The organism is Thermomonas beijingensis, from assembly GCF_020034655.1.
GTDB lineage: Bacteria > Pseudomonadota > Gammaproteobacteria > Xanthomonadales > Xanthomonadaceae > Thermomonas > Thermomonas beijingensis.
Window position 1 is genome coordinate 432,873 of record NZ_JAIQDJ010000002.1, and the last position, 23,366, is coordinate 456,238.

The window sequence follows — 23,366 nt, forward strand, 5'->3', positions numbered from 1 at the left end:
ACGCAGATGAGCAAACCTACCCAATGGATCGTCGGCCTGAACGCGGTGGCTTCCGCGCTGGAGCACGACGCCGAGAACGTGCGCGAAGTGCTGCTGGAAGCCGGTGGCAAGAATCCGCGGATCACCGAGATCGAGCAAGAAGCGCGCCGCAAGGATATCGACGTGCGGCGCGTCAACCAGCAGGCGCTGGACGGCGTGGCCGGTGGTGTGCGCCATCAGGGCGCGGCGGCGCGCTATGCGGCGGCCAGGACCTGGGACGAGCATGAGCTCCCCGCGTTGGTCGAAGCCGCCGAAGGCCGCGCCTTGCTGCTGGTGCTGGACGGCGTGCAAGACCCGCACAACCTTGGCGCGTGCCTGCGCAGCGCGGCGGCGGCGGGTGCCACCGCGGTCATCATTCCCAAAGACAAAGCGGTGCAGATCAATGCCACCGTGCGCAAAACCTCGGCCGGTGCGGCCGACATCCTGCCGATTTTTTCGGTCACCAATCTCTCGCGCAGCCTGCGTGAACTGCAAAAACTCGGGGTGTGGATTTATGGGTTGGCTGGCGAAGCCGATGCCTCGCTCTACGCCATTGACCTGAAGGGCAATGTGGCCTTGGTGCTGGGCAGTGAAGGCGACGGCCTGCGCCGCCTGACCCGCGACAACTGCGACCAACTGGTCAAGATTCCGATGCCGGGCAATTTCGAAAGTCTCAATGTATCGGTGGCTACCGGTGTGGCCCTGTTTGAAGCTGTACGCCAGCGGAGCGCGTGATGGCCCTAGAATTGGCGTGGTACGACTGGGTGGGTATCGCCGGCACGCTGGCGGTGTTGGTGGCGTTTTTCTTGCTGCAAGCCGGCAAGTTGTCCGGCACCGGCATCGTCTATCAGCTGCTCAATCTGTTTGGCTCCGGCGGCGTATTGGTGTCGCTGCTGGGCAAGTTCAATGTCTCGGTGTTTGTGCTGGAAGCGGTATGGATGGCGATCAGCGCCTACGGCATCATGCGCACGCTGAAGTTGCGGAGCGCGCAGCCACCGCGTTAGTGCGACGTGTGCGTTGTGTTGGTTTCGGAGCAGAGCCCGTGCATGGTTTGCTCATGGCGTGTTGCAATCCCGCCCGCGCCAGCCATTGGCAATCGTGCAAAACAGTTTGGCGGTTTGTTCGGTGTCGTACACCGCGCCGTGCGCCTCGTTGGGGTCCCAGCCCAGGCCTGCGGCCATCGCTGCGCGGGCCAGCACGGTTTGGCCGTAGCACAGGCCGGCCATGGTGACGGTATCAAACACGCTGAACGGGTGAAACGGGTTGCGCTTGTGGGCAACGCGCGCCACCGCAGCATTCAAAAAATTGAGATCGAAGTGGGCGTTGTGGCCGACCAAAATGGCGCGGGTGCAGGCGTGTTTTTTCATCGCGGCGCGCACCGGCACGAAGATCGCATCCAGGCCTGTGCGTTCGTCCACTTCACCGCGCAATGGATGGCCAATTTTGATGCCCGTCACTTCCAATGATTTCGGGTCGATGCTGGTGCCGGGTGCGGGCGCGATGTGGGCGTGCGCCACTACGCCGGGCATGTAGTTGCCGGCCTCGTCCAGTTCGATGGGCACCGCGGCGATTTCCAGCAACGCGTGCTTGTTCCAATCAAAACCACCGGTTTCCACATCCACGACCACCGGCAGGTAGCCACGAAAGCGTTCGACCATCGGCGTGATGGGGTTGGGGGGTGTGGGCTCGGACATCGTGAAAGGTTACCCGATGCGGGTTCCCAGCAGCACCCCGCTGGCATGCAGACGCGCCAACATCGGGTGCACATCGGCCACAAACGCGTTGAAGTCCGGATGGCCTATTTCGGCTGCAAGCGATCGCAAACATTGCTGCCCGGTGTAGTGGGTATTGGCTTCCAGCAATGCCAATAGGCGATACAGCACCGGCGAGAGCTGCGAAAACTGCACGCGCCCGTCGGCTTGACGATGGAGCAAGATCACGCTGGGTTCGGCTGGCAAATCGACAGGTCGGTAGTGCGGGCCAATCTGATGCACGGGCCATTGGTAGGCCAGTGGCCACGCCAGTGGCGAGAGCACCGGCACGCCCTCCAGCAGGTCGCCTTGCGGATCATGCGGTGGCGCGGTGGCATCACACAGTTGCAGGCCCAGCTCGGCCCATTCGTAATGTGCAAGCTCGGCCAGCCATGGGCGTGTGGGGTTGGCATGGGCTTCGAGGAAGGCGACAAATTCAAGCCCCAGCCGGGTGAACAGCGGCGTTTCGCTGCGATGGTGGATGAGGAAATCGCGCAACAGTGTTTGCCACTCGCGTTCGCCCAACGTCTTGCACAGCACCGGAAAGGTGCCGGCGAGCAGGCCCTGCAAATTGTTGAAGACCAGCTCGCGATACACGCGCAGCCGGCGCTCTTCAATACCCACTGGTCCGGCATGATGGGCCGGGTCGCGCACGTGTGCAGCCAGCGCCTGCAATTGGGTATGCAGCGTGCTCATGCGACGCGTGCCTGTGCGCTGCGGATAAGGGCCACTTCATCCAGCAGTTGCGCGAACGGCGGGAAATTGAAATCACGTTCCAGCACGGTGGGGCGCAGGCCGTGGTGGGCATAGCTGAAGTCGAGGAGTTGCCACACAGCGTCCTTGACCGGCATGCCGTGGGTGTCGATTTTCAAGTCATCGGCTTCGTCGAAATGCCCCGCGATGTGGTAGCTGGCGATGCGCTGGCTGGGCATGGCGGTGATGAATGCGCGCGCATCGTAGCGATGGTTGATGGCATTGACGTACACATTGTTGACGTCCAGCAGCAAATCGCAATCCGCTTCGGCCAGCACTGCGGCGATGAAGTCGATTTCGGAAAGTTGTTGGAACGGCGCGGCGTAGTAGCTCACGTTTTCCACCGCAATGCGCCGGCCCAGCACGTCTTGCGCGGTACGGATGCGGGCAGCGACATGGTGTACGGCGTCCTCGGTGAACGGTAGCGGCAGCAGGTCGTATAAATGGCCGTCTGCGCTGCAATAGCTCAGGTGCTCGCTGTACAGCACTGCGTGGTGCCGATCCAGAAATTGCCGGGTCTGCTGCAACAAGGCGATGTCCAGCGGGTCGGGGCCACCCAGCGACAGCGACAGTCCATGGCAACTCAGCGGATAGCGCGCGGTCAATGTGGTGAGTTGTTCGCCCAATACGCCGCCAACGCCAATCCAGTTATCGGGTGCGCATTCCAGAAAATCGAAAGCGCCCGCAGGCGCTTCGATGAGTGAATCAAGTAATGCGCGGCGCAGCCCAAGGCCGGTGCTGCGCGGGGGCAGGGCGGTGTGCATGCGGCTTTACATGCTGCCGCCGCATTTGCCCTCGCCACACTTGCCTTCACCGCATTTGCCTTCGCTGCCTGCGGTTTTGCCACCGGCACCGGTCGCTTTGGCATCACCACCGCATTTGCCTTCGCCCATGGCCTTTTGCATGGCGGCGTGGTGGGCGTCGAATTCCTGCTTGCTGATGAAGCCATCGCTATTGCCATCGATGCCGGCAAACTTGTCGTCCTTGCCAGCATGCGCCGCGGCAAATTCAGTGCGCGAAATGCGACCGTCTTTGTCGGTATCCAAACCTTCAAAGGTATGCATGGGGGTTGCTGGGGCGGGCTTGGCCTCATTGCCGGCCATCATTGCCGCGCCGCATTTGCCTTCGCCGCATTTGCCTTCGGTAGCGGCGGGCTTGGTCTTGCCTGCGTCTTGCAGGTAACCGTTGGCCAGCGCGTCCATCGAAAACAAGCTGCCTGCGGCCAAGCCGGCACTGGCGATGGCGGCGCTGATGGCCAGGGTGATGGGTGTGCGGGTGTTCGACATAGACAACTCCTTGGCGCGTCAGCGCGGGTCAGTCTGCCGATGCTACTGCGCGCGAGTGCTTGCGGCTAGTGCAAGCCGGCAAGTGCTGGATTTTGTGTTTTTGTACAGGCCGGATATTGTGACGCGCTGCAAAGCCTGTGAATGCACGGCGAAGGGGTGTCATGGAAGGACTGGCGGTATTACTGGTGTTGCTGGTGTTGGCCGTGCCCATTTTGTTGGTGGTGGCCCTGGTGAAGTTGGCGGGGCTGCGGCAGCGGGTGGATGCGTTGGAAGCGGCGGTTGCACAGCAGCCATTCGCACCAAGCGCATTGGCTGCAGCTGTAGTCGATCGTGCGCAGACTGCTGCCCCGCCGGCTTCCATGCAAGCGCCGGTGTTCGTGATGCGGCCGCTGCCTGATGTCGCGGCCACAACCCAGGCTGCGGCTGATGTTGAACCTGCGCGAGCATCCCAGACTGAAGAAGCGCCGCAGCTTGTTCCGCCACTTCTACCATCCTCACGGCAGCCAGCAGAACCCGACGCAATCGAACGCGCCCTGCAACGGGTCAAGGGCTGGTTCACTACCGGCAATGTGCCGGTCAAGGTGGGCATCTTGGTACTGTTTGCGGGGGTGGCGGCATTGCTGCGCTATGCCAGTGACCAAGGCTGGCTGCGCATGCCGGTTGAGCTGCGCTTGGCGGGCATCAGTGCGGCGGCCTTGGTGGCCTTGGTGTTTGCATGGCGCAAGCGCGACAGCCACCGCAGCTTTGCGCTGGCGCTGCAGGGCGGCGCGATTGGGGTGTTGTTGCTGGTGACGTTTGCTGCGGTCAAGTTGTATGCCCTGATTGACCCCGCGCCCGCATTTGCCATCAGTGTGATGCTGATTGCCGGACTGGCGGTGATGGCGGTGCTGCAAGAGTCGCGCACGCTGGCCATTTTGGGGGTGTTGGCCGGCTTCCTTGCGCCGCTGTGGCTGTCCACCGGCAGTGGCAACCATGTGGGCTTGTTCAGTTATTACGCACTGCTCAATGCGGGCATTTTTGCAATTGCATGGGTGCGGCCGTGGCGCATTCTCAATCTGCTCGGATTTGCGTTTACCTTCGGCATCGGCACTGTATGGGGCGTATTGCAATACAAGCCGGAGCACTTCGCCAGCACCGAGCCTTTCCTGCTGCTGTTCTTCGGGTTCTATCTGCTATTGCCCTTGCTGTATGCACGCAAGGCGCAAACGCCGGGCGGTGCGCGGATCGACGGCAGTTTGTTGTTTGGCACGCCGCTGATTGCGTTCTCGCTACAGGCCGGGTTGTTGCAGGGCGAGCGCATGCCGCTGGCACTGTGTGCCTTGGGGCTGGCCGTGATGTATGTGGCGCTGGCATGGGCGCTTCGACATAAAGAAAAGCTGCAATTGCTGGGACGTGGCTACGCGATCTTGGCAGTGGGCTTTGCCACCTTGTCGATCCCGCTGGCGTTGTCTGCGCACGCCACGGCCTCGGTGTTTGCATTGGAAGGGGCCGGCTTGGTGTGGTTGGGTCTGACCCAGCAGCGTCGCCTGCCGCGTTGGGCCGGGATCGGTTTGCAGTTGGCCGCCGCGCTGGCACTGGTGTTGGCGGAGCCAAATTTGTTGGGCCGCGGGGATACCGCAATCGCGGTGATCAACGCCAACTTCATGAGCGCGTTGTTGATTGCCGCCGGCGGATTTGCCACGGCATGGCTGTATCGCCAGCATGGCGATGCTGTGGTGGCGGTGTTGGCCTACCTCTGGGGCGTGTTGTGGTGGGCCGGCAATGGCCTCCATGAAATCAACAGTTTCGCGGCAACAGCGGATCGCCTGCATGCCTATTTGCTGTTGGCTGGCGCTACCGGCTGGTTGGCCGCAGAAGTACAGCGCCGGCAGCCGGCACGCGCATTGGCATTGACCACATTGGCCGGACTTGGGCTGGCGTTCCCATTGGCATTTGCGCAAATGCAAAGCAATGGCCAGCCATTTGCAGGCCAAGGCGTATGGGTGTGGCCGCTGTTTGCGGCACTGGGGCTGCGCAGCCTGTTGTGCTTGCGCAATAGCAGTGATTCGGTGGCGGGGCTGGCGCAATTGCTGTGGTGGTTGTTGTGGCCCACGGTGCTGTCGTTGTTGGCGTCGTTCATTGGGTCGCGCTTTGAGCTGGCCGATGGCTGGGTGGGGATGTTGCTGGCCCTGCCTTGGTTGGTGTTGGCATTGGTGTCGTTGCGCCGGGACGTGTGGCTGTCGGCACCCTTGGCGGAGCTGTTTGCACCGTTCCAATCCGTGCTGCGGCTGTTGGTATTCATTGCACTCGGGCTGTGGTGGTTGCTGATGCTGTTCAATGCCGGGCAAAGTGCACCGCTGCCGTGGCTGGCGGTGCTCAATCCGCTGGATTTGGCGCAGCTTTCGGTGCTGCTGTTGCTGGCGCTGTGGCTGCGTGATGGTGTGTCTGCACGCACGCCGCTGGCGTCGCAGCCGGTGATGGCGCTGGCGCTGGCGGGCTTGTTGTTGGTGACGGTGATGACCTTGCGCGGCGTGCATCACTGGGGCGCGATTGCATGGGATGGCGCGTTGCTGGGCACGGGCTTGGCGCAAACCAGTTTGACCGTGGTCTGGAGCTTGCTGGGGATGGCCGGCTGGGTCTCGGGTTCGCGCCGTGGGCAGTGGGGCTTGTGGTTGGCCGGTGCCATTTTGATGGGCATCGTGCTGCTGAAACTGCTGTTGATCGACCGCAGCAATTTGGGTGATCTGCTCGGCATCGGCGCGTTTATCGCCTACGGTCTGCTGTGTACTTTGGTGGGCTGGCTGGCACCGGTACCGCCACGGCGAACGGCAGCGCAGGATGCGGAACATATCGACAACGCATACACAGGCGAGGAGACAGCATGAAGCGGTGGATGCTGGGGGTGCTGTTGCTGCCATTGGCCGCACACGCAGGTGATGACTACGCGCAGCAATGGCCGTTGCAGTTATCGCGCCCCGATGCCGGTGCGTATCGGGTGACGCTGGATGCGGCGGTCTATCGTGCGGCGTATTGGCGCGACCTGCGCGATGTGCGGGTACTGGATGCCAGCGGCAAGCCGGTGGCCAGCGTGCTGCAAGCACGGCCGGATGCGTCGGCCGGGCAAGCGCAGCACGTCGCACTGCACTGGTTCATGCTGCCGGTGACAGCCGCATCGCAAGACAGCGATTTGAGCGTGCTGGTGCAGCGTTCCACCGATGGCGCGGTCGTGTCGGTGCGCAGTGGTGCAGTGGCCAATAATGATGTGGTCACCGCGTCTGCGTGGCTGGTCGATCTGGGCAAAGACAGCACCCACATGCACGCACTGCTGCTGGATTGGGCGGATGTCGCGCAGCCGTTGGATGCTGGCTATCGGCTGGAAGGCAGTGATGATCTGCGCAATTGGCGCACTCTGGATCCACAGGTGCGCCTTGTGCAATTGCGCAATCAAGGGCAGGAACTGCGCAGCAACCGGATTGCGTTGGATACGCCGCCACGTTATTTGCGATTACTGCCGCTGCAAGCAAGCCCGGCGATCGCGCTGCGAGCGGTGCAGGGTGAATGGCGCGCAGCAGCCGGCACCAACAATTGGCAGTGGCAACCGGTGCCCGTGGCCGCAGGCACGCCGGCCAAGGGGGGCTTTGACTATCACAGCGATGGCCGCTTCCCGGTGCAGCGCGTGGATGTGGTGATGCCCGCCAATACCAGTGTGCGTTGGTCTGTACTCAGCCGCGATGCGGATGCGGGCACGTCTGCGCAGGCATCAATGGCATGGACGCCGCGCGCCTATGGTTGGAGCACATGGCAGTTGCAGGATGGTGCCAGCACACAAACTTCGCCGCCGCTGGATCTGAATACCAGCATCAGCGATCGCGAGTGGCGCTTGCAGCTGGAATCGGGCGATCTGCCAGCCTCTGCTCCCACTCTGAAGTTAGGGTATCAGCCCGCCAGTATTGTGTTTTTGGCGCAGGGCACGCCGCCCTATGTCCTGGTGGCAGGAAGCGCCGCCGCACAGAACACGCAAGATGCGGTAGCGCCCATGCTGGCAGCCTTGCGCGCACGTCACGGTGCGCAATGGGTACCGGCGGTGGCAACGCTGGGGCCGGTCAGCCCGCGCGCAGGCAGCGCCGCCTACACGCCGCCTGCCAAGCCCCGTGACTGGAAAACCCTGACCTTGTGGGCATTGCTGGTGCTGGGTGCACTGCTGGTGGGCGGAATTGCGTTCAGCCTGTTGCGCGGCAAGTCGCAGTCTGCCGGCCAATAGGCCCGCCACGGGTCATGCGACGGGTTTCAAACTGTCGTCGCGTTTATTGCGCGGTGGCAGCGGTGTATCACCATGCAACAAGAACCACACGTTCTCGGCGATATTGGTGGCGTGGTCGCCAATGCGTTCCAGATTTTTGGCCATGAACAGCAGATGCGTGCACGGCGTGATCGCACGCGGGTCTTCCATCATGTAGGTGAGCAGTTCACGGAACAGCCCGGTGTACAGCGCATCCAGCTCGGCATCGGCATCGCGCACCCGCAACGCATCGTCGCCATCGCGTTGCTGATAAGCGCGCAGTACATCGCGCAATTGGTGCGCCGCCATTCGCCCCAACGCATCCAGCCCACGGGTATGGGAGAGTGGCGGCGACTGGTTCAGTACCAGGGAACGTTTGGCGATATTGGCCGCGTAATCGCCAATGCGCTCGATGTCGGAAGCTACCCGCAACGCCGCCAAAATCACGCGCAGGTCGCTGGCCAGCGGGCCGCGCTGGATCAGGCGAATCGCATCATGATTGATTTGCTGTTCAAGTGCATCAATGCGTTCGTCATTGGTGATCACTTCATGCGCGGCGGCCGCATTGCGCTGGGTCAGCGCATTCAGTGCGGATTCCAATTGGCTGGTGGCCAACTGGCCCATGTAAATCAGCGTGTCACGCAAGGCGGTTTGTTCGTCGTCGTGACTCTTGACGATATGCTGATGTTGCTCGTTCATTAGCCGAACCTCCCGGTGATGTAATCCTCGGTCTGTTGTTTGACCGGGTTGGAAAAGATCTGCTCGGTGGCGCCATGCTCGATCAAGTCGCCCATGTACATGAAGGCGGTGTAGTCGGACACGCGCGCCGCCTGCTGCATGTTGTGGGTAACAATCATGATCGTGAATTCCTGCTTGAGTTCCTCTACCAGCTGCTCGATGCGGCTGGTGGAAATGGGGTCCAATGCCGAGGTGGGTTCATCCAGCAACAGCACGTCGGGCTTGAGCGCAACGGCACGCGCAATGCACAGACGCTGCTGCTGGCCGCCGGACAAGCTCAGGCCACTGTCTTTCAACTTGTCTTTCACCTCGTCCCACAGCGCGGCTTGGCGCAGTGCCAGTTCCACGCGGGCTTCCATGTCGGCTTTGTTCAGACGCTCATGGTGGCGAATGCCATAGGCCACGTTTTCGAAAATGGTCATCGGAAACGGCACCGGTTTTTGAAACACCATGCCCACCTTGCTGCGCAGCCGGTTCATCGGGTACGCAGGGGCCAGAATATTTTCGCCATCCAAGAGTACTTCGCCCTTGGCTTCCAACTTCGGGTACAGCGCATAGATGCGGTTGAACACGCGCAGCAACGTGGACTTGCCGCAGCCGGACGGGCCAATCAGCGCGGTCACGTGCTTTTCCGGAACCTCCAGGTTGATGTTTTTGACCGCATGAAACTTGTCGTACCAGAAGTTCAATCCGCGTGCGGCAATTTTCACCGGCGGGGGGGGCGATGCTGCAGTGTGCTGGACTGCATGCGCAGTGGCGAAATGGGCTGTGTTCATCGGAGGAGTTCGCAGGTCAGTCATGAGTGGCGCGATTGCGCAAAAGCAGGAAGCGGGCCAGCAAGCTGATGGCCAGCACGAACAAGGTAACCAGCAGCGCACCGGCCCATGCCAGCTGCTCCCAATTTTCAAAGCCGGCACCGGCGAATTTGTACATCACCAGTGGTACCGCGCTCATTGCGCCGGTGATTTTCAGGCTGAAAAATTCATTGCCAAATGCAGTGAACAGCAGGGGGGCGGTTTCGCCTGAAATGCGCGCCAAGGCCAGCAGTACACCCGTCACGATGCCGGGCAGCGCGCTGCGGTACAACACCTGTACGGTCACTTTCCACTGCGGTACACCCAACGACAACGCCGCTTCGCGCATTTGTACCGGCACCAGTCGCAACATTTCGTCGGTGGTGCGCACCACTACCGGCAACACGATGAACGCCAGCGAAAGCGCGCCAGCGATGGCGGAGAACTTGCCTCCGGTATTCATCACGAAGGCGGCATACACGAACAGGCCCAGCACGATCGACGGTGCCGACATCAAGATATCGTTGACGAAGCGCACCGCTGTACCCAACCGGCTATGCCCCCCCACTTCCGCCAGCCAGGTGCCTGCGGCAATCCCCATCGGGGTACCGATGGCGACGCCCATTCCGCACATCAACAAACTGCCGACGATGGCATTGCGCAAGCCGCCGGCTTCCATCGGCGGCGGCTGATCCTGCAAGAACAAGGCCATGTTCAAATGGGCGAGGCCTTTGGCAACCAGCGTCCACAAAATCCAACCCAGGAAGACCAGGCCAAACACGGCGGCAGCGCAGGCCAGGGTGATGGCAATGGCATTGATGATACGACGCCGTTGATACAACGCTGCGGAAAACGTACTCATCGGTTGCCCTCCTTGCGCGCCAGGTTTGACAACATCAGGCGTGCCAGTGCCAGCACGACGAAGGTCACCATGAACAACACAAAGCCCAGCAGCAGCAAGGCGGCGCGGTAGGTTTCGGTGGCCTCGCCAAAGTCATTGGCGATCAAGGCGGCAATCGTGGTGGAGGGTTCCAGCAGTGAGGTGGTGAAGCTCACGCTATTGCCAATCACGAATGCCACCGCCATGGTTTCGCCCAGTGCCCGGCCAAGGCCAAGGAAGATGCCGCCGATCACTGCCGAGCGGGTGTAGGGCAGCACGATGTCCCAACTGACTTCCCACTTGGTGGCACCTAATGCGTAGGCCGATTCTTTCAAGCGGGTGGGCACGGTCAGGAATACCTCGCGCATGGTCGAGGCGATAAACGGAATCACCATGATCGACAGCACCAGGCCCGAGGTCAGCATGCCTGCGCCAATCGGTGGCCCGCTAAACAGCGCGCCGATCACCGGCAGCGGGCCGATGTGTTCATCCATCCACGGGATCAAGCTTTCACGCATCACCGGCATCAGCACGAAGAAGCCCCACATGCCGTAGATGATCGACGGAATGCCGGCCAACAATTCAATCGCGGTACTGACCGGCGTGCGCAGCCAGCGCGGTGCCACTTCGGTCAGGAAGAAGGCGATGCCAAAGCTCACCGGCACCGCAATCAACATGGCGATACAGGCGGTCACCAAGGTGCCGTAAATCGGCACCAGTGCGCCGTATTTGTTCTCAACCGGGTTCCAGTCGCTGGACAGGAAAAAATTCAGACCCTCGCTGGCCAGCACGCTGCGGCCGCCCCACAGCATCGACAAGGCCGCACCGGCAAGGGTCACCAATACGAATACCGCAGTGACGGTCAGCAGCCAACGAAATCGCCGGTCGTGGCGGGCATCGGTGGCATCGCGATGGCTGGGGAGTGTGGCGGTGGAAGTGGCGATAGCACTCATGGAATATGCGTGTCCTGCCCTGGCAAATGGGCAACAGGTGGCGTTCGTCGTGCGTGTATGATTCGATGTTTTTATGACAGTGCGATGACGTAATTCGAAGAATCGTCATGATGCTCGCCAGATACTAAAATGGCGGACCCGAGGGCCCGCCATTGTTAGTTCAAAACCATATTGCTTATTTGACGTTTTGCGCCCAGTAGGCCTGGATCTGCTGCACCAGCGATTCCGGCAGCGGCACATAGCCCAGCGACTTGGCAGCGCCATCGCCATTGGCATACACCCAGCGGAAGAACTCCACCGCGGCCTTAGTGCCGGGTTTGCCGTTCTTGTGCACCAGCATGAAATTGGTGGCGGTGATCGGCCAGGCATTGGCACCCGGTGCATTGGTGACGATCAGGAAGAAATCCTTGGCCGACTTCCAGTCGGCGCTGGCAGCGGCTTCGGCAAAGCTGTCATCGCTCGGGTTGACGTAGTTTCCGGCGGCGTTCTTCAGACGCGAGTAGGGCAGTTTGTTTTGCACGGCAAATGCCAGTTCGACATAACCAATGCTGCCTTTGATCTGCTTGACGTAGGCTGACACGCCTTCGTTACCCTTGCCGCCGATCCCCACCGGCCACTTCACCGCGGTACCTTCACCCACCGCAGACTTCCACGCCGGGCTGACCTTGGACAAATAGTTGGTGAAGTTGAAGCTGGTGCCGGAGCCATCAGAGCGATGTACCACGGTGATCTTCAATGCCGGCAGGGGCAGGCCCCGGTTGCTGGCAGCAATGCGCGGATCGTTCCACATCGTGATCTTGCCGAGGAAGATGTCGGCCAGCACATCCGGGTCCAGCTTCATCGTGCCGGCTGCGATGCCTGGCAGGTTGAACGCCGGCACGATGCCGCCGATGACCGACGGAAATTGCCCCAGGCCGGAGCGGGCCAGTTCTGCGGGCGGCAGTGGTTTGTCGGACGAACCAAAATCCACGGTGCCAGCCTTGATCTGGGCGATGCCGCCGCCGGAGCCGATGGACTGATAGTTCACTTCCTTGCCGGTGGCTGCCTTGTAGTCAGACGACCACTTGGACATGGCCGGGTACACAAACGATGCGCCTGCGCCGGTGACATCGGACGCGAATGCGCTGGTGGCAAAGCCGCTTGCCAGTACGAGTGCAGCGAGGCGGAACGTGAAAGACTTGGACACGAAGAGCTCCTGAGTGTGCGGATACGACGGGGTTTGCCCGTTTCGCAGTGCATTCAAGCGCGAGTTCGTGACAGACAGGCGTCGCTTGTATGACAAATTCATGACGCTGAGCGGCTGCGCGGTGCCACGGGTTATGCGCGTGGCTGTTTGGCGGCGGGCAACTTGAAAACAGAAAAAAATCGTAAACGGAAATAAATCTGCAACCGTTGGCAGGTGAAATACACGACATGCGTGACGGGGGGAAGACCTGCGCGCAGTCCCGAACCATACAGCCATTTCACTGACACTGGAGCACCTCCATGCGCACCACCCGATTAGCCGCCGCGATTGTCCTGATTGCTGCTGGCAATATGAGTTTCAATGCCGCGGCACAGAGCGCGCCCAGCGCCAAAGACATTGCCGAAATGAAGGCGCAGATCGCCGCGCTGCAAGCTCAGATCCAGAGCTTGGAAGATCGCTCGCAAGATCTCGAGGCGCGCAGCGATGCGCAATCCGATGTCAATGTGGAGCAGGCCAAGGCGAATGAATCGCTAGCCACCATCGACTCACTGAAGAAATTGGTCAACGACACCAAGCTCAGCGGCCGCTTGTATTACGACCTGACCAATATCAACGACAGCAGCAAGGGCGTGAAGACCGACAAGTCCGGTTTCGCCTTCGACATCAAGCGCTTCTATTTGGGTGTAGACCACAAGTTCAACGATCAGTGGTCGATGAATTTGACTACCGACTTCCAGTACTCCTCGGCAATCTCCTCCACCGAGGTGTATCTGAAGAAGGCCTACATCCAATACAAACTCAGCGATGCCTTCGTGCTGCGCGCCGGTGCCGCCGATCTGCCATGGGTGCCGTTTGCCGAGAACTACTACGGCATGCGTTATATCGAAAACACCCTGACTGATCGCCTGAAGTTCGGCACTTCGGCGGACTGGGGTGTGCATGCCGGTGGCAAGCTGGCAGGCGGCGCCGTGGAGTACGCAGTGGCTGCGCTCAATGGCAATGGCTACAAGAACCCAAGCCGCAGCAAGGGACTGGATTTTGAAGGCCGCCTGAGCTTTGCGCCGACCGAGCAAACCGTGATTGGCGTGGGCGCGTATTCCGGCACCTTGGGTAAGGAGAAGCAAACGGTGAATGCCCTGCACACGGCCAATCGTGTGGATTTCCTTGCCGCCTACATGTCCGGCAATACCCGCTTGGGCGTCGAGTATTTCCAAGCCAACAACTGGAACAACGTCACCAGCGTTGCATCCGACAAGGCCAGTGGTTGGTCGTTGTGGGGCAGCGTGGGGTTGAACGACAAGGGCGTCACCCTGTTTGGCCGGTATGACAACACCGATGTCAGCAAGACACTGGATCCAAGCTTGCAGGACCGCTACTACAACATCGGCGTTGAGTGGCCGGTGGCACCTGGTGTGAAATTGGCGACGGTGTACAAGCACACCGACCAGCGCAACACGCTGCGCAGCAAGGATCTGAAGACCGACGAATTTGGCGTGTGGGGCGAATTCCGGTTTTGATCGCGCGTTTGCGTGCTGCGGCATCATTGCGGCGGGCTTCGGCCCGCCGTTTTCGTGATCAGGTTTCCCAGCTCGACGGCCCCTTGTCAGGCCAGCGACAGAGGTCGTGGATGGGGCAGTGCAGGCAATCGGGTTTGCGTGCTTTGCACATGTAGCGACCGTGCAAGATCAACCAGTGGTGCGCATCACGGGCAAACTCGCCGGGCACCAATTTCACCAGTTTGTCTTCCACTGTACGCACGTCTTTGCCCGGCGCAAGGCCGGTGCGATTGGCCACACGAAAGATATGCGTGTCCACGGCAATCGTGGGTTCGCCAAACGCGGTATTGAGCACCACATTGGCGGTCTTGCGGCCCACGCCTGGCAAGGCTTCCAGCGCGTCGCGGGTGCGCGGCACTTCGCCAGCGTGCAGGTCCAATAACTGCCGGCACAGCGCAATCACATTCGCCGCCTTGGCGTTATATAGACCAATGGTATTGATGTAGCCCTTCAGTCCGTCTTCCCCCAGTGCAAAGACCGCTGCCGGCGTGTTGGCGATCGGGTACAGCTTGCGCGTGGCTTTGTTGACGCCCACATCGGTGGCCTGCGCGGATAGCACCACCGCCACCAGCAATTCGAAGGGTGTGGTGTATTCCAGTTCGGTGGTGGGATGCGGGTTGGCATCGCGCAGGCGCGTGAATACTTCGCTGATCTGATCCGGGGACAGCTTGCTGTCACGTGCAGCTCGCGGTTTGCGCGACGCGGTCATGTGTGGCGCGCCTTCACTTTCGCCAAGGCCCGCGCCAGTGCATCGGCCGCGGCCGACGGCAACACGGCGGCTTGCGTTGCCGCAGGGGCCGGCGGTGGGCGGCGTGCGGCGTCCCGCTCGGCCTTGATCCGGGCCAGCCGTAGGGTACGGCTGCGGTAGCGCTCGCGTGCGGCCAGCGCGAAACGGCGTGCATCGCGAGCGGCGAGCAAGCGCGCAGTGCATGCGGGCGTGCAGGTTGGGCAGGCGGTGGCCTGCAGCAAGCCGAGTGTCAATGCTGCATCCCAATCCTCTTCCTGCAGCGCCCGGTGCAGCCGGTGCGCGGTGGCATCGGCTGCGCACGAGCAATGCGGGCATGGGGTAGGCATCAGCGGCCGTGGAAGCCGGGTTTGCGCTTTTCCAGAAACGCGCCGGTGCCTTCGCGCATATCGTCGGTGGCAAACATCAGCCCGAATTGCGCCGACTCATACTCCAGGCCTTCCTCGATCCCGCATTCGCTGCCCACGTTCACGCAGTCGATCATCCCGCGCAGCGCCAGCGGTGCGGCATTGGCCAATTGCGTGGCCAGCTTGGTGGCTTCGGCTTCCAACTCGGCGGCAGGCACCACCCGGTTGACGATGCCCAGTTGCAGTGCGCGTTCGGCGCTGATCGGCGCGCCGGTCAGGCACAGCTCCAGCGTGGCGGCGCGCCCACACAGGCGCAGCAGGCGTTGGCTACCGCCAAAGCCGGGGATCAGGCCGAGGTTGATTTCCGGTTGACCCAGTTTGGCACTATCGGCGGCGATGCGCAGATGGCAGCACATCGCCAGCTCCAACCCGCCACCCAGTGCAAAGCCATTGATCATCGCGATCACCGGCTTGTTCAGCTTTTCCACCCGCCGCATCATGCGCGTGCCACGCAAGGAAAAATCGCGGCCCTGCACCGGGCTCAAACGGTTCATTTCCGCGATGTCAGCCCCGGCCACAAAGGCCTTGGGGCCCGCGCCGGTCAGCACCACCACGCGCACGGAGTGGTCAGCCGCGGCATCGGCGAAGGCGGCGTCCAGCGCGTCCAGCGTGGCGGCATTGAGCGCATTGAGCTTGTCGGGCCGGTTGATGGTGACAGTGCGAATGCCATTGCAGGTGTCAATTTGCAGGATTGTTGGACTCATACGGCCTCTTGCGGAGTTGATTTGCGTTTGGATACCAAGTGGTTAAGTCGAAGCCGGGAACTTTCCACCCATGACCGGGTCGCAAAGTGGCCTCAGTGGCGGTTAAGCCTCTTGGCCGTTATCCTAGCGTGTCCAATCCGGGTCGGTTCGACCGGAGTGCCACAAATACCGCACAGCCAATCGGTTGTGGCGGATCCCAGGGCGGCATTGCCGCCCCAAATTTTGAACGAGGTTTGTAAATGAAGTTGCGCGTGCTTGCTGCCACAGTGGCGGCCCTTACCCTGACCGCCGGCATCGCAACGGCGCAGACCAAATCCGCACCGGCCAAAGCGGTAACACCTGCTGCCAAGCCCGTCGCTGGTGCTGCTGCAATGCCGGTGGTCGACAAGACTCATGCCAGCTACGCCTTCGGCTGGCAACTGGGCCAGGAACTGGCCAATACCGATGAGCCGATCGACATCGCTACCGTTGTGCGCGGCGTGCAAGATGCTTATGCCAAGAAGCAGCCGGCCTACACCGAGCAGCAGCTGGGTACCGCTTATTCCGGCTTCCAGAAGCGCATGGAAATCAAGGCGCAGGAAGCGTTCCGCAAGGCACTGGCCGACAATCAGGCGCAGTCCGCTGATTTCGTCACCAAGTTCAAGGCCCAGACCGGCGTGATCACCATGCCCAGCGGCATCATGTACCGTGTGGCCAAGGCCGGCACCGGCGCCAAGCCGACCGCCAACAGTGAAGTGCAGATCGCATTCCGCAGCTTCCTGGCTGCCGTTGGCGTGCCGCTCAGTGGCGTGCAGACGCCGCCGGCATTCAAAGTATCCGATGCGCCGATCGCCGCGCTGAAGGAAACCCTGCCGCTGATGCAGCAGGGCACCGTGTACGAGGTCATCATTCCGCCGGGTAAGGGCTTGGGTGGGGCTCAGAATGAACAGTTCGCGCAGCAGGCCGTGGCTTTGCAGATCGAGTTGGGCGCAGTGAAATAAGTACGAGCTTGCGTTGATGTGGTTCCAATGCGCCGGCTTCGTGCCGGCGCATTGCATTTGGCCGCTAGTAAACTACGTTCAATGAGCACGCCTTATCACACCGTCCTGAGTCCCTGCACTGGCATATGCACGTTGGCTGACGATGGGCTGTGCATTGGTTGTCATCGTAGTGGTGGTGAAATTGCGGCGTGGTCGGTGATGCACGACGACCTGCGCCTGCATATCATGGATGTGGTGCTGCCAGAACGTGCCGCACGTCGGGAACCCATGTGAAGCCCACCGACACCCTGCTGGCAAGGTTGCGCGGCGCAATCCACCCATTGTCCGCACCGCCGCAGACGCCAGCATGGAATCTGGCTGAGTTGGACGGCCTGCCTTTGCCGGCCATGCCCAGGCCCGCAGCGGTACTGGTGGGGATTATCCCGCGTGTGGATGGCGCAGAGGTCCTGCTGACCCGTCGCACCGATCGGTTACGACATCATGCTGGCCAAGTCAGTTTCCCCGGTGGCAGCATCGAGCCGGGCGACCTGCATCCTGCCGACGCTGCCCTGCGCGAGGCGCGGGAGGAGGTGGGCCTTTTGCCAGCCCAGGCGCAGGCGCTGGGCTATCTGGATCCGCTGCTCACACTGACCGGCTTTCAGATCTTGCCCACCGTGGTTTGGGTGGATCCGGCATTTCATCCGCAGCCGGACCCTGACGAGGTGGCGGATGTGTTCGCAGTGCCTCTGGAGTTGCTGATGGATCCTGCTCAGCTGGATACCATCGAACTGCAATTGGGCGGACGCACGCGCCACGTGTTCCAATACCGCTATGCACATCAGCGTATTTGGGGTGTGACCGCTTCGATTCTGTACAACCTGCGGCAACGGTTGGCCAGTGCAACAACCGGGAGAACGTGATGGCTGGATGGACAACCGTGGTGCAGGCCGATATTTTTTCGATGGCCTTGAACCGCACCGACGTGGTGATCCTGGATTGCCGGTTTTCGCTGCTGGATCCGGTGTTGGGAGAGCAAGCGTGGCGGCAAGGGCATTTGCCAGGTGCACAGTACGCGCATCTGGAGCGCGATCTGTCGGACATGACCCAGAAGGGGCAGGGGCGACACCCGTGGCCGCAGGTAGAGACGTTCGTCAGTAAATTGGCGCAATGGGGGATCGATCCTTCGACCCAGGTCATTGCCTATGACGACGGTGATGGTGCATTCGCGGCGCGGCTGTGGTTTTTGTTGCGCAGCCTTGGCCATGAAAAGGTTGCGGTGCTGGATGGTGGTTGGTCACACTGGGTGTCGTTGGGTTTGCCCACCACATCGATGCAGCGTGCGCCGATGACTGTGCGCCCGTATCCCGCGGTGTTTGATACCACGTATTTGCTGGATGCCGACGCCGTGCAAGCGCATTTGGATGATGGCGGCATGTTGCTGGATGCACGTGCAGCGGTGCGCTTTCGCGGTGAGGAAGAACCCATTGATCGAGTTGCCGGGCATGTGCCGGGCGCGATCAATCGGCCGTATGCGCAAAATTTGGGGCCAGATGGCCGATTCAAATCACCGATGCAATTGGCTGCCGAATTCCGTGAATTATTAGCCGGGCGCGACCCCGTTGAAGTGGTCAGCATGTGCGGCTCAGGTGTCACTGCCTGCCACACGCTGCTGGCGATGGAGCGCGCAGGGTTGCGCGGTGCACGCCTGTACACCGGATCGTGGAGCGGCTGGATCACCGATCCTACCCGGCCGGTGGCGACGGGCGCTTGAACATGGCTCAAGTTGAAATCTGGCATCGCCCAACTTGCAGCAATTCACGCGGGGCATTGGAACTCATTCGTGAAGCCGGCATCGAGCCTGTGATCGTGGATTACATCCGGCATCCGCCCAGTCAGGCGCAATTACGCAAAGCGATTGCCGATGCCGGGTTGACGGTGCGCGAGGCCATGCGCAACAAGGAGCCGGAATACGCCGAACAAGGGTTGGGTAATCCCGTGCTGAGTGACGACGCATTGCTGGATGCGATGGTTGCCACGCCGAAGCTGATCAATCGCCCGTTTGTGTTTACCGGCAAGGGTGTCCGTCTGTGCCGGCCGCCGGAGATGGTGCTGGATCTGCTCTGAAGTCGGGCTTATTTCCCGATCCGCGCCAACATTGCACGCAGCGCCGCCTGTGTGTCCGGTTCCATCCACGCGGACACGAAACGATCCAGATCGATGCGCTCATCACGCAGGCAGTCCACCACTGCCGCGCGTGCAATGCGGCGGGTTTCGCGCATTGGCATCGTGGGCAGCTTCAATAAATCCTCCAGCCATGCACGGGCGCGTACCGCCACGTTGTCGATATCGGTCAACTCGTCTACCAACCCGATCTGCAGGGCTTCGGCAGCTTCTGGCATTGCCCCGGCGACCAGTAGGCGTTCGGCGCGATGGGGACCCACGGCGCGAGACAGTAAAGCCTGGATACCTTCCGGGGCGACCAGGCCCACTTGCGTTTCGTTCAAGCCAATGCGGTATGGGCCGTCGGCCAAGATGCGGTAATCGCAGCACAGTGCCAGCACGCAGCCGCCCGCCGGCGCGTGCCCAGCCATCGCGGCCACGACCGGTACGGAGCAGCTGGCCAGTGCGTGTGCCGCATTGAAAAATGCCCGCCATGCGCGCAGCAGTGCGTCCTGATCATCGCCTAGTGAAAGCAGGTACGGCACATCCAATCCGGCAGAAAAGACTTTGGGGCCACCGGCCAGCACGATGCCTTGCGCACCTTGCTCAATTGCCGCCTGGACTGCATGCGTCAACGCATTGCACAGCTCCGGGTTCAGCGCGTTGACGGGCGCACGCTGCAGGCGCAGTTCGTGGATATTGTGATGAACGCTGCTTTCAATCAGGGACATGGCGATTCCTTGTGCAACTCGGCCTGCAATGTAACGTGCAACCTGGTTTGAAGCTCAAACCGTCTGAATACGCTCAGAAGCTCGACGTACTGCAGGGGGGAGCGGGGTTGGCTTGCCGCTGCGGCGTTCCACCCACACCGCGACTACATTGCCATCGCAATGTAGTGTGCCATCTGCAGCCACGATGCGGTGGCCAATCACCACGCTGGTGGTGCCCAGGCGTTCGGTAAAAAGTTCGACGAATACATCGGCTGGATATTCGATGGGCCGTTTGAAGTGGAGGGTGGCCGAGGCCACCACGGGCGCGGCAGTGTCGGTCACCCAATCTTCGCCGATGGTGGCAAACCACTCGATGCGCGCCTGTTCCAGAAACGTCAGGTAACGCGCATTGTTGATGTGGTTGAACGCGTCCAGATCGCTCCAGCGCAAATGGATCGGAGTACGGAAGGGTGTGCTCATGTGCTGGTTTTCTTCTTCGATTTGACGGGTTTGCCTGCGGCAGAGGATGCGCGTGCTTTTTCGAGCAAAGGCGCAAGGAAACGGCCGGTATGCGAGGCCGGATTGGCGGCCACGGTCTCTGGCGTGCCTTGCGCGATGATTTGCCCGCCGCGATGGCCACCTTCCGGGCCCAGATCCACCACCCAGTCGGCGGTTTTGATCACGTCCAGATTGTGTTCGATCACCACCACCGTGTTGCCGTCATTGCGCAGGCGATGCAGTACATCCAGCAGGGCTTCGATATCGTGGAAATGCAGGCCGGTGGTGGGTTCATCGAGGATGTACAGCGTGCGCCCGGTATCGCGGCGCGAGAGCTCTTTCGACAATTTCACGCGCTGCGCTTCGCCACCGGAGAGTGTGGTCGCACTCTGCCCCAGCTTGATATAACTCAGACCTACGTCGATCAGCGTTTCCAGTTTGCGCGCGATGCTGGGCACCGGTGCGAACAGATCCAGCGCGTTCTCCACCGTCATTTCCAGTACGTCGCGGATGCTGTGGCCCTTGTACAGGATTTCCAATGTTTCGCGGTTGTAGCGTTTGCCTTGGCAGACATCGCACGGCACATACACATCCGGCAAGAAGTGCATTTCCACCTTGATCAAGCCATCGCCCTGGCAAGCTTCGCAGCGACCGCCGCGCACATTGAACGAAAAGCGTCCCGGTGAATAGCCGCGCGCGCGCGCTTCCGGCACCTGCGCATACAGTTCGCGCAATGGCGTAAACAGGCCGGTGTAGGTGGCGGGGTTACTGCGCGGGGTGCGGCCAATCGGGGATTGGTCGATATCCACCACCTTGTCGAATAAATCCAACCCGATGATGTCCTTGTAGGGTGCGGGGGTGTGCGAGGCACCATTGATTTCATTGGCGGCCAATGCATACAACGTGTCGTTGATCAGGGTGGATTTTCCCGAGCCAGACACACCCGTTACGCAAGTCAATAACCCCGCTGGAATTTCCAAATCCACGTGCTGCAAATTGTTGCCGTGCGCACCCTTGAGCTTGAGCAGCAGTTTGCGGTTGGGCGGATAACGCAGCGCCGGCACGGCAATGGCTTTTTTGCCCGACAAGTATTGCCCGGTCAACGAGCGCGGTGCTTGCAGTACATCTTGCAGGCTGCCTTGTGCCACCACTTCGCCGCCGTGCACGCCGGCACCCGGGCCGATGTCCACGATGTGGTCGGCCAGTCGGATCGCATCCTCATCGTGCTCGACCACGATCACCGTGTTGCCCAGATCACGCAGTCGCGTCAGTGTGCCCAGCAGGCGTTCGTTGTCGCGCTGATGCAGGCCGATGGATGGCTCGTCCAGCACATACATCACCCCCACCAAGCCCGCGCCAATTTGCGACGCCAAGCGGATGCGCTGCGCCTCGCCGCCGGATAGCGAATCCGCCTTGCGTTCCAAACTCAAGTAATCCAGCCCCACATCGACCAGGAACCCCAAGCGTTCACGAATTTCCTTGACGATTTTGGCGGCGATCTCCCCGCGCCAACCGGGCAGCGACAATGTCTCAAAAAAGCGCAGGCAGGCATCAATCGGCAATACCGCGATTTCGGGCAGCGGCTTGTCGGCCACGAACACATTGCGTGCCTGTCGATTCAAGCGTGCGCCACCGCACTCGGTGCAGGGCCGTTCGCTGATGTACTTCGAAAGTTCCTCACGCACCGCCGCACTTTCGGTTTCGCGATAACGGCGCTCCAGATTTGGCACGATGCCCTCGAATGCATGCTTGCGCTGATGTTTGCTGCCCGACTCACTGACGTAAGTCAGCGTGATCGCCTCAGTGCCGCTACCGTGCAAAATGATGTTGCGGGTGGCTTCCGGCAACTCCTGCCATGGCATATCCACATCAAAGCGGTAATGCTTGGCCAACGAGGTAATCATCGAAAAATAATAGGCGTTGCGGCGATCCCAACCGCGCATCGCACCGGCCGCCAGCGAGAGCTCCGGGTGTGCCACCACCCGCACCGGGTCAAAAAATTGCGCCACACCTAACCCATCGCAACCGGGGCAGGCGCCGACCGGGGAGTTGAACGAAAACAGGCGTGGCTCCAACTCCGGCAACGAATAGTCGCACACCGGGCAGGCGTATTTCGAGGAAAACAGCAGTGGTTCGCGCGTGACATCGTCCATCGATTGCACGATGGCCATGCCGTCGCCCAATTTGAGCGCAGTTTCAAACGACTCCGCCAGCCGTTGGCGAATATCGGCACGTGGCTTGAAACGGTCGATCACCGCTTCGATGGTGTGCTTCTGCCGAAGTGCCAATGCCGGCACCGCATCGATTTCGTGCAGCACACCGTTCACCCGTACCCGCACATAGCCTTGCGCACGCAGCTGGTCGAACACGTGCAGGTGTTCGCCCTTGCGTTCGCGCACCACCGGTGCCAACAACATCCAGCGCTGGCTTGCCAGCGTTGCATCGGACTCCATCGCCAGCACTTGGTCCACCATCTGGCTGACCGTCTGCGCTTCCAATGGGAAATGATGGTCCGGGCAACGCGGGCTGCCCACGCGCGCGTACAGCAGGCGCATGTAGTCGTGGATTTCGGTGATCGTGCCCACCGTCGAGCGCGGATTGTGGCTGGTGGATTTCTGCTCGATCGAAATTGCCGGGCTCAAGCCCTCGATATGGTCCAGATCGGGCTTGTCCATCACGCTCAAAAACTGCCGCGCATACGCCGACAGCGATTCCACGTAGCGACGCTGGCCTTCGGCATAAATCGTGTCGAATGCCAGCGACGACTTGCCCGAGCCGGACAATCCGGTGATGACGATCAACTTGTCACGCGGCAAGTCGAGATCGATATTTTTGAGGTTATGCGTCCGTGCGCCGCGTAGGCGGATTGTGTCCAGCGCCATTGCCGTATGTCCTGCCGATGGGGGCGGCCAGCGCTGTGCGCAGGCCAATGGACAAGCGTAGCGAGTGCGGGATTTGCGGGCAAATCGCCTGGTTTGCTTCATTCAGGTGCTTGGTTGACCGTAAGCCG

The 23,366-nt window shown here is 61.1% G+C and carries 25 protein-coding genes; 10 read left to right on the forward strand and 15 right to left on the reverse strand.

Features of this window, described 5'->3' with window-relative positions; all coding sequences use genetic code 11:
• Nucleotides 1–6 precede the first annotated feature (6 nt).
• Together rlmB and K7B09_RS07805 are read left to right on the forward strand one after the other, a co-directional pair.
• The gene (gene rlmB / locus K7B09_RS07800; RefSeq protein ID WP_223628561.1) at nucleotides 7–753 is read left to right on the forward strand and encodes a 23S rRNA (guanosine(2251)-2'-O)-methyltransferase RlmB; all 747 of its coding nucleotides are present in this window, start codon (nucleotides 7–9) and stop codon (nucleotides 751–753) included.
• Nucleotides 753–1,022 (forward strand): CBU_0592 family membrane protein, encoded by a 270-nt coding sequence (locus tag K7B09_RS07805; RefSeq protein ID WP_223628563.1) that lies wholly within the window; start codon nucleotides 753–755, stop codon nucleotides 1,020–1,022. Before rlmB ends, K7B09_RS07805 begins: the two co-directional genes overlap by 1 nt.
• A 51-nt stretch (nucleotides 1,023–1,073) precedes the next feature.
• On the opposite strand, the gene rnt is transcribed toward K7B09_RS07805, so the two are convergent.
• From rnt to K7B09_RS07825, 4 genes are read right to left on the reverse strand one after another with little or no spacing between them, the layout of a single operon-like run.
• Complete coding sequence (gene rnt, locus K7B09_RS07810; protein WP_223628565.1) at nucleotides 1,074–1,712, reverse strand: ribonuclease T; 639 nt, start codon at nucleotides 1,710–1,712, stop codon at nucleotides 1,074–1,076.
• A 9-nt stretch (nucleotides 1,713–1,721) separates the two neighbouring features.
• Complete coding sequence (locus K7B09_RS07815; RefSeq protein ID WP_223628567.1) at nucleotides 1,722–2,465, reverse strand: HvfC family RiPP maturation protein; 744 nt, start codon at nucleotides 2,463–2,465, stop codon at nucleotides 1,722–1,724.
• Entirely contained in the window at nucleotides 2,462–3,286 is an 825-nt protein-coding gene (locus K7B09_RS07820; RefSeq protein ID WP_223628570.1) for an HvfB family MNIO-type RiPP peptide maturase, read from the reverse strand. The genes K7B09_RS07815 and K7B09_RS07820 overlap by 4 nt, the downstream gene beginning before the upstream one ends.
• A 6-nt stretch (nucleotides 3,287–3,292) precedes the next feature.
• Nucleotides 3,293–3,808, reverse strand: a complete 516-nt coding sequence (locus K7B09_RS07825) for an HvfA family oxazolone/thioamide-modified RiPP metallophore (protein ID WP_223628574.1) — start codon at nucleotides 3,806–3,808, stop codon at nucleotides 3,293–3,295.
• A 161-nt stretch (nucleotides 3,809–3,969) separates the two neighbouring features.
• On the opposite strand from K7B09_RS07825, the gene K7B09_RS07830 reads away from it, so the two are divergent.
• Together K7B09_RS07830 and K7B09_RS07835 are read left to right on the forward strand one after the other, a co-directional pair.
• Entirely contained in the window at nucleotides 3,970–6,672 is a 2,703-nt protein-coding gene (locus K7B09_RS07830) for a DUF2339 domain-containing protein (protein ID WP_223628577.1), read from the forward strand.
• A complete protein-coding gene (locus K7B09_RS07835; protein WP_223628579.1) occupies nucleotides 6,669–8,048 on the forward strand; it encodes a DUF3999 domain-containing protein in 1,380 nt (459 codons plus the stop codon). Before K7B09_RS07830 ends, K7B09_RS07835 begins: the two co-directional genes overlap by 4 nt.
• 12 nt (nucleotides 8,049–8,060) lie before the next feature.
• On the opposite strand, the gene phoU is transcribed toward K7B09_RS07835, so the two are convergent.
• The 5 genes from phoU to pstS all read right to left on the reverse strand — a co-directional run bounded on the left by phoU (nucleotide 8,061) and on the right by pstS (nucleotide 12,617).
• Nucleotides 8,061–8,765, reverse strand: a complete 705-nt coding sequence (gene phoU, locus K7B09_RS07840) for a phosphate signaling complex protein PhoU (protein ID WP_223628583.1) — start codon at nucleotides 8,763–8,765, stop codon at nucleotides 8,061–8,063.
• Nucleotides 8,765–9,580: a phosphate ABC transporter ATP-binding protein PstB gene (pstB, locus tag K7B09_RS07845; protein ID WP_374349321.1), complete on the reverse strand. Its 816-nt coding sequence runs from the start codon at nucleotides 9,578–9,580 to the stop codon at nucleotides 8,765–8,767. Before pstB ends, phoU begins: the two co-directional genes overlap by 1 nt.
• Before the next feature lie 16 nt (nucleotides 9,581–9,596).
• Nucleotides 9,597–10,460: a phosphate ABC transporter permease PstA gene (pstA, locus tag K7B09_RS07850; RefSeq protein WP_223628590.1), complete on the reverse strand. Its 864-nt coding sequence runs from the start codon at nucleotides 10,458–10,460 to the stop codon at nucleotides 9,597–9,599.
• Entirely contained in the window at nucleotides 10,457–11,431 is a 975-nt protein-coding gene (pstC, locus tag K7B09_RS07855) for a phosphate ABC transporter permease subunit PstC (protein ID WP_223628592.1), read from the reverse strand. Before pstC ends, pstA begins: the two co-directional genes overlap by 4 nt.
• A gap of 175 nt (nucleotides 11,432–11,606) precedes the next feature.
• On the reverse strand, nucleotides 11,607–12,617 hold the full coding sequence (gene pstS, locus K7B09_RS07860) for a phosphate ABC transporter substrate-binding protein PstS (RefSeq protein WP_395648471.1): 1,011 nt from the start codon (nucleotides 12,615–12,617) through the stop codon (nucleotides 11,607–11,609).
• Between the two features lie 299 nt (nucleotides 12,618–12,916).
• On the opposite strand from pstS, the gene K7B09_RS07865 reads away from it, so the two are divergent.
• Complete coding sequence (locus K7B09_RS07865) at nucleotides 12,917–14,134, forward strand: porin (protein WP_223628593.1); 1,218 nt, start codon at nucleotides 12,917–12,919, stop codon at nucleotides 14,132–14,134.
• Nucleotides 14,135–14,192: 58 nt separating this feature from the next.
• On the opposite strand, the gene nth is transcribed toward K7B09_RS07865, so the two are convergent.
• The 3 genes from nth to K7B09_RS07880 are packed head-to-tail and all read right to left on the reverse strand — an operon-like array spanning nucleotide 14,193 to nucleotide 16,029.
• Nucleotides 14,193–14,882 carry an endonuclease III gene (gene nth / locus K7B09_RS07870; RefSeq protein ID WP_223628596.1) on the reverse strand — a complete coding sequence of 230 codons (690 nt, stop codon included), beginning with the start codon at nucleotides 14,880–14,882 and terminating at the stop codon, nucleotides 14,193–14,195.
• Complete coding sequence (locus K7B09_RS07875; protein ID WP_223628598.1) at nucleotides 14,879–15,247, reverse strand: hypothetical protein; 369 nt, start codon at nucleotides 15,245–15,247, stop codon at nucleotides 14,879–14,881. The genes nth and K7B09_RS07875 overlap by 4 nt, the downstream gene beginning before the upstream one ends.
• On the reverse strand, nucleotides 15,247–16,029 hold the full coding sequence (locus tag K7B09_RS07880; protein ID WP_223628600.1) for an enoyl-CoA hydratase/isomerase family protein: 783 nt from the start codon (nucleotides 16,027–16,029) through the stop codon (nucleotides 15,247–15,249). The genes K7B09_RS07875 and K7B09_RS07880 overlap by 1 nt, the downstream gene beginning before the upstream one ends.
• A 239-nt stretch (nucleotides 16,030–16,268) precedes the next feature.
• Between K7B09_RS07880 and K7B09_RS07885 the strand changes: the two genes are divergently transcribed.
• From K7B09_RS07885 to arsC, 5 genes are all read left to right on the forward strand, one after another.
• Nucleotides 16,269–17,009, forward strand: coding sequence for an FKBP-type peptidyl-prolyl cis-trans isomerase N-terminal domain-containing protein (locus tag K7B09_RS07885; protein WP_223628603.1), 741 nt, complete (start codon nucleotides 16,269–16,271; stop codon nucleotides 17,007–17,009).
• Nucleotides 17,010–17,090: 81 nt separating this feature from the next.
• Nucleotides 17,091–17,282 carry a DUF1289 domain-containing protein gene (locus tag K7B09_RS07890; protein WP_223628607.1) on the forward strand — a complete coding sequence of 64 codons (192 nt, stop codon included), beginning with the start codon at nucleotides 17,091–17,093 and terminating at the stop codon, nucleotides 17,280–17,282.
• Nucleotides 17,279–17,908 carry a CoA pyrophosphatase gene (locus K7B09_RS07895; RefSeq protein ID WP_223628611.1) on the forward strand — a complete coding sequence of 210 codons (630 nt, stop codon included), beginning with the start codon at nucleotides 17,279–17,281 and terminating at the stop codon, nucleotides 17,906–17,908. Before K7B09_RS07890 ends, K7B09_RS07895 begins: the two co-directional genes overlap by 4 nt.
• Complete coding sequence (locus tag K7B09_RS07900; protein ID WP_223628613.1) at nucleotides 17,908–18,759, forward strand: sulfurtransferase; 852 nt, start codon at nucleotides 17,908–17,910, stop codon at nucleotides 18,757–18,759. The genes K7B09_RS07895 and K7B09_RS07900 overlap by 1 nt, the downstream gene beginning before the upstream one ends.
• 2 nt (nucleotides 18,760–18,761) lie before the next feature.
• Nucleotides 18,762–19,112 (forward strand): arsenate reductase (glutaredoxin), encoded by a 351-nt coding sequence (gene arsC / locus K7B09_RS07905; RefSeq protein ID WP_223628615.1) that lies wholly within the window; start codon nucleotides 18,762–18,764, stop codon nucleotides 19,110–19,112.
• A gap of 8 nt (nucleotides 19,113–19,120) precedes the next feature.
• Here the strand turns inward: arsC and K7B09_RS07910 are convergent, their stop codons facing one another.
• From K7B09_RS07910 to uvrA, 3 genes are read right to left on the reverse strand one after another with little or no spacing between them, the layout of a single operon-like run.
• Nucleotides 19,121–19,879: an enoyl-CoA hydratase/isomerase family protein gene (locus K7B09_RS07910; protein WP_223628619.1), complete on the reverse strand. Its 759-nt coding sequence runs from the start codon at nucleotides 19,877–19,879 to the stop codon at nucleotides 19,121–19,123.
• 54 nt (nucleotides 19,880–19,933) lie between these two features.
• Entirely contained in the window at nucleotides 19,934–20,338 is a 405-nt protein-coding gene (locus tag K7B09_RS07915; RefSeq protein WP_223628621.1) for an acyl-CoA thioesterase, read from the reverse strand.
• Nucleotides 20,335–23,238, reverse strand: coding sequence for an excinuclease ABC subunit UvrA (gene uvrA / locus K7B09_RS07920; RefSeq protein ID WP_223628622.1), 2,904 nt, complete (start codon nucleotides 23,236–23,238; stop codon nucleotides 20,335–20,337). The genes K7B09_RS07915 and uvrA overlap by 4 nt, the downstream gene beginning before the upstream one ends.
• Nucleotides 23,239–23,366 lie beyond the last annotated feature (128 nt).

Bases quoted from the DNA above. Each gene is read 5' to 3' on its own strand.
- rlmB (WP_223628561.1), top strand. From the start codon at position 7: ATGAGCAAACCTACCCAATGGATCGTCGGCCTGAACGCGGTGGCTTCC.
- K7B09_RS07805 (WP_223628563.1), top strand. From the start codon at position 753: ATGGCCCTAGAATTGGCGTGGTACGACTGGGTGGGTATCGCCGGCACG.
- rnt (WP_223628565.1), bottom strand. From the start codon at position 1,712: ATGTCCGAGCCCACACCCCCCAACCCCATCACGCCGATGGTCGAACGC.
- K7B09_RS07815 (WP_223628567.1), bottom strand. From the start codon at position 2,465: ATGAGCACGCTGCATACCCAATTGCAGGCGCTGGCTGCACACGTGCGC.
- K7B09_RS07820 (WP_223628570.1), bottom strand. From the start codon at position 3,286: ATGCACACCGCCCTGCCCCCGCGCAGCACCGGCCTTGGGCTGCGCCGC.
- K7B09_RS07825 (WP_223628574.1), bottom strand. From the start codon at position 3,808: ATGTCGAACACCCGCACACCCATCACCCTGGCCATCAGCGCCGCCATC.
- K7B09_RS07830 (WP_223628577.1), top strand. From the start codon at position 3,970: ATGGAAGGACTGGCGGTATTACTGGTGTTGCTGGTGTTGGCCGTGCCC.
- K7B09_RS07835 (WP_223628579.1), top strand. From the start codon at position 6,669: ATGAAGCGGTGGATGCTGGGGGTGCTGTTGCTGCCATTGGCCGCACAC.
- phoU (WP_223628583.1), bottom strand. From the start codon at position 8,765: ATGAACGAGCAACATCAGCATATCGTCAAGAGTCACGACGACGAACAA.
- pstB (WP_374349321.1), bottom strand. From the start codon at position 9,580: ATGAACACAGCCCATTTCGCCACTGCGCATGCAGTCCAGCACACTGCA.
- pstA (WP_223628590.1), bottom strand. From the start codon at position 10,460: ATGAGTACGTTTTCCGCAGCGTTGTATCAACGGCGTCGTATCATCAAT.
- pstC (WP_223628592.1), bottom strand. From the start codon at position 11,431: ATGAGTGCTATCGCCACTTCCACCGCCACACTCCCCAGCCATCGCGAT.
- K7B09_RS07865 (WP_223628593.1), top strand. From the start codon at position 12,917: ATGCGCACCACCCGATTAGCCGCCGCGATTGTCCTGATTGCTGCTGGC.
- nth (WP_223628596.1), bottom strand. From the start codon at position 14,882: ATGACCGCGTCGCGCAAACCGCGAGCTGCACGTGACAGCAAGCTGTCC.
- K7B09_RS07875 (WP_223628598.1), bottom strand. From the start codon at position 15,247: ATGCCTACCCCATGCCCGCATTGCTCGTGCGCAGCCGATGCCACCGCG.
- K7B09_RS07880 (WP_223628600.1), bottom strand. From the start codon at position 16,029: ATGAGTCCAACAATCCTGCAAATTGACACCTGCAATGGCATTCGCACT.
- K7B09_RS07885 (WP_223628603.1), top strand. From the start codon at position 16,269: ATGAAGTTGCGCGTGCTTGCTGCCACAGTGGCGGCCCTTACCCTGACC.
- K7B09_RS07890 (WP_223628607.1), top strand. From the start codon at position 17,091: ATGAGCACGCCTTATCACACCGTCCTGAGTCCCTGCACTGGCATATGC.
- K7B09_RS07900 (WP_223628613.1), top strand. From the start codon at position 17,908: ATGGCTGGATGGACAACCGTGGTGCAGGCCGATATTTTTTCGATGGCC.
- arsC (WP_223628615.1), top strand. From the start codon at position 18,762: ATGGCTCAAGTTGAAATCTGGCATCGCCCAACTTGCAGCAATTCACGC.
- K7B09_RS07910 (WP_223628619.1), bottom strand. From the start codon at position 19,879: ATGTCCCTGATTGAAAGCAGCGTTCATCACAATATCCACGAACTGCGC.
- K7B09_RS07915 (WP_223628621.1), bottom strand. From the start codon at position 20,338: ATGAGCACACCCTTCCGTACTCCGATCCATTTGCGCTGGAGCGATCTG.
- uvrA (WP_223628622.1), bottom strand. From the start codon at position 23,238: ATGGCGCTGGACACAATCCGCCTACGCGGCGCACGGACGCATAACCTC.